Annotated in this window: 1 rRNA gene; it reads right to left on the bottom strand. The window is 48.8% G+C overall.

What is annotated here, in order from left to right:
• Positions 1 to 86 precede the first annotated feature (86 nt).
• Positions 87 to 2,586: ribosomal RNA gene (locus NAT50_RS12270) — 23S ribosomal RNA — on the bottom strand; the annotation flags it as partial.

Raw genomic sequence — 2,586 nt, 5'->3', positions numbered from 1 at the left:
AAAATAATATTTTAACATATTGAGATAAATATTCAACTTGGAAAGAATTTCGAGCCGTGCCTTCGATATTCTCAGGCAACGGCTCATACAATAAGCTTACGGGTTATTAGTACTACTCGACTATGACATTACTGCCTTTACATCTATAGCCTATCAACGTGGTCATCTTCCACGACCCTTAAAAGAAATCTCATCTTGTGGTGGGTTTCGCGCTTATATGCTTTCAGCGCTTATCCCTTCCCGACGTAGCTACTCTGCGGTGCCCCTGGCGAGACAACAGATACACTAGAGGTCAGTCCAACTCGGTCCTCTCGTACTAGAGTCAGATCCACTCAAATTTCTAACGCCCACAGTAGATAGAGACCGAACTGTCTCACGACGTTCTGAACCCAGCTCGCGTGCCACTTTAATGGGCGAACAGCCCAACCCTTGGGACCTTCTCCAGCCCCAGGATGTGACGAGCCGACATCGAGGTGCCAAACCCCCCCGTCGATATGAGCTCTTGGGGGAGATCAGCCTGTTATCCCCGGCGTACCTTTTATCCTTTGAGCGATGGCCCTTCCATGCGGAACCACCGGATCACTATGCTCTACTTTCGTACCTGATCGACCTGTATGTCTCTCAGTCAAGCTCCCTTATGCCATTGCACTCTACGCACGGTTACCAAGCGTGCTGAGGGAACCTTTAGAAGCCTCCGTTACTCTTTTGGAGGCGACCACCCCAGTCAAACTACCCACCAAGCAATGTCCCCCACAATATGGGGTTAGGCCTCAGATAAGCAAAGGGTGGTATTTCAACAATGACTCCACAACGCCTGGCGACGCCATTTCACAGTCTCCCACCTATCCTACACATCACTTATCCAAGGTCAATACTAAGCTATAGTAAAGGTGCACAGGGTCTTTTCGTCCCACTGCGGGTAATCGGCATCTTCACCGATACTACAATTTCACCGAGCTCATGGCTGAGACAGTGTCCAGATCGTTACACCATTCGTGCAGGTCGGAACTTACCCGACAAGGAATTTCGCTACCTTAGGACCGTTATAGTTACGGCCGCCGTTTACTGGGGCTTCAATTCAATGCTTCTCCGAAGATAACATCTCCTCTTAACCTTCCAGCACCGGGCAGGTGTCAGGCCCTATACTTCATCTTACGATTTTGCAGAGCCCTGTGTTTTTGATAAACAGTCGCCTGGACCTTTTCACTGCGGCCAGCTTGCGCTGGCGACCTTTCTCCCGAAGTTACAGGTCTATTTTGCCTAATTCCTTAGCCATGAATCTCTCGAGCACCTTAGGATTCTCTCCTCAACTACCTGTGTCGGTTTACGGTACGGGTACTTATAATCTATGTTTAGAAGGTTTTCTTGGCAGCCCTTAGGTACACTATCCCATCATCCGAAGAATCCGAGTACTATCGTATTTCACCAGTTCCGGCGGATTTGCCTACCAGACCTATAGCTAGGTACTTTAACGAACTATTCCGTCAGTTCGCGGTACTTTCATCACTGCGTCACTCCATCACAATTATAAGTAGTACGGGAATATTAACCCGTTGGCCATCGACTGTCCCTTTCGGGTTCGCCTTAGGACCCGACTAACCCGCAGCTGATTAGCATAGCTGCGGAAACCTTAGTTTTTCGGTGTGCGGGTTTCTCGCCCGCATTATCGTTACTTATGCCTACATTTTCTTTTCTAACCAGTCCAGCACCCCTTACGAGATACCTTCAACCCTGTTAGAATGCTCCCCTACCACTTGTATTACTACAAATCCATAGCTTCGGTAGTATGCTTATGCCCGATTATTATCCATGCTCGTCCGCTCGACTAGTGAGCTGTTACGCACTCTTTAAATGAATGGCTGCTTCCAAGCCAACATCCTAGCTGTCGATGCAGACAAACCGCGTTTTTTCAACTTAGCATACATTTGGGGACCTTAGCTGATGGTCTGGGTTCTTTCCCTCTCGGACTTGGACCTTAGCACCCAAGCCCTCACTGCTGGTAATCATTATATAGCATTCGGAGTTTGTCAGGAATTGGTAGGCGGTGAAGCCCCCGCATCCAATCAGTAGCTCTACCTCTATATAACTATATCCAGCGCTGCACCTAAATGCATTTCGGGGAGTACGAGCTATTTCCGAGTTTGATTGGCCTTTCACCCCTACCCACAGGTCATCCGAAGACTTTTCAACGTCAACCGGTTCGGACCTCCACTATGTGTTACCACAGCTTCATCCTGCCCATGGGTAGATCACACGGTTTCGCGTCTAACATTACTGACTCAAGCGCCCTATTCAGACTCGCTTTCGCTACGGATCCGTGGCTTAACCACTTAACCTTGCCAGCAACGTTAACTCGTAGGCTCATTATGCAAAAGGCACGCCGTCACAGCTTATGCTGCTCCGACCGCTTGTAAGCGTATGGTTTCAGGATCTATTGCACTCCGTTATTCACGGTTCTTTTCACCTTTCCTTCACAGTACTGGTTCACTATCGGTCTCTCAGGAGTATTTAGCCTTAGCGGATGGTCCCGCCAAATTCAGACAGGGTTTCACGTGCCCCGCCCTACTCAGGATACCACTATCCTTA

Origin of the sequence: Flavobacterium luminosum (assembly GCF_023635005.1) — a bacterium.
Lineage (GTDB): Bacteria > Bacteroidota > Bacteroidia > Flavobacteriales > Flavobacteriaceae > Flavobacterium > Flavobacterium luminosum.
The sequence above is the reverse complement of the archived record's forward strand: the minus strand, read 5'-3'. Positions and strand labels throughout refer to the sequence as shown.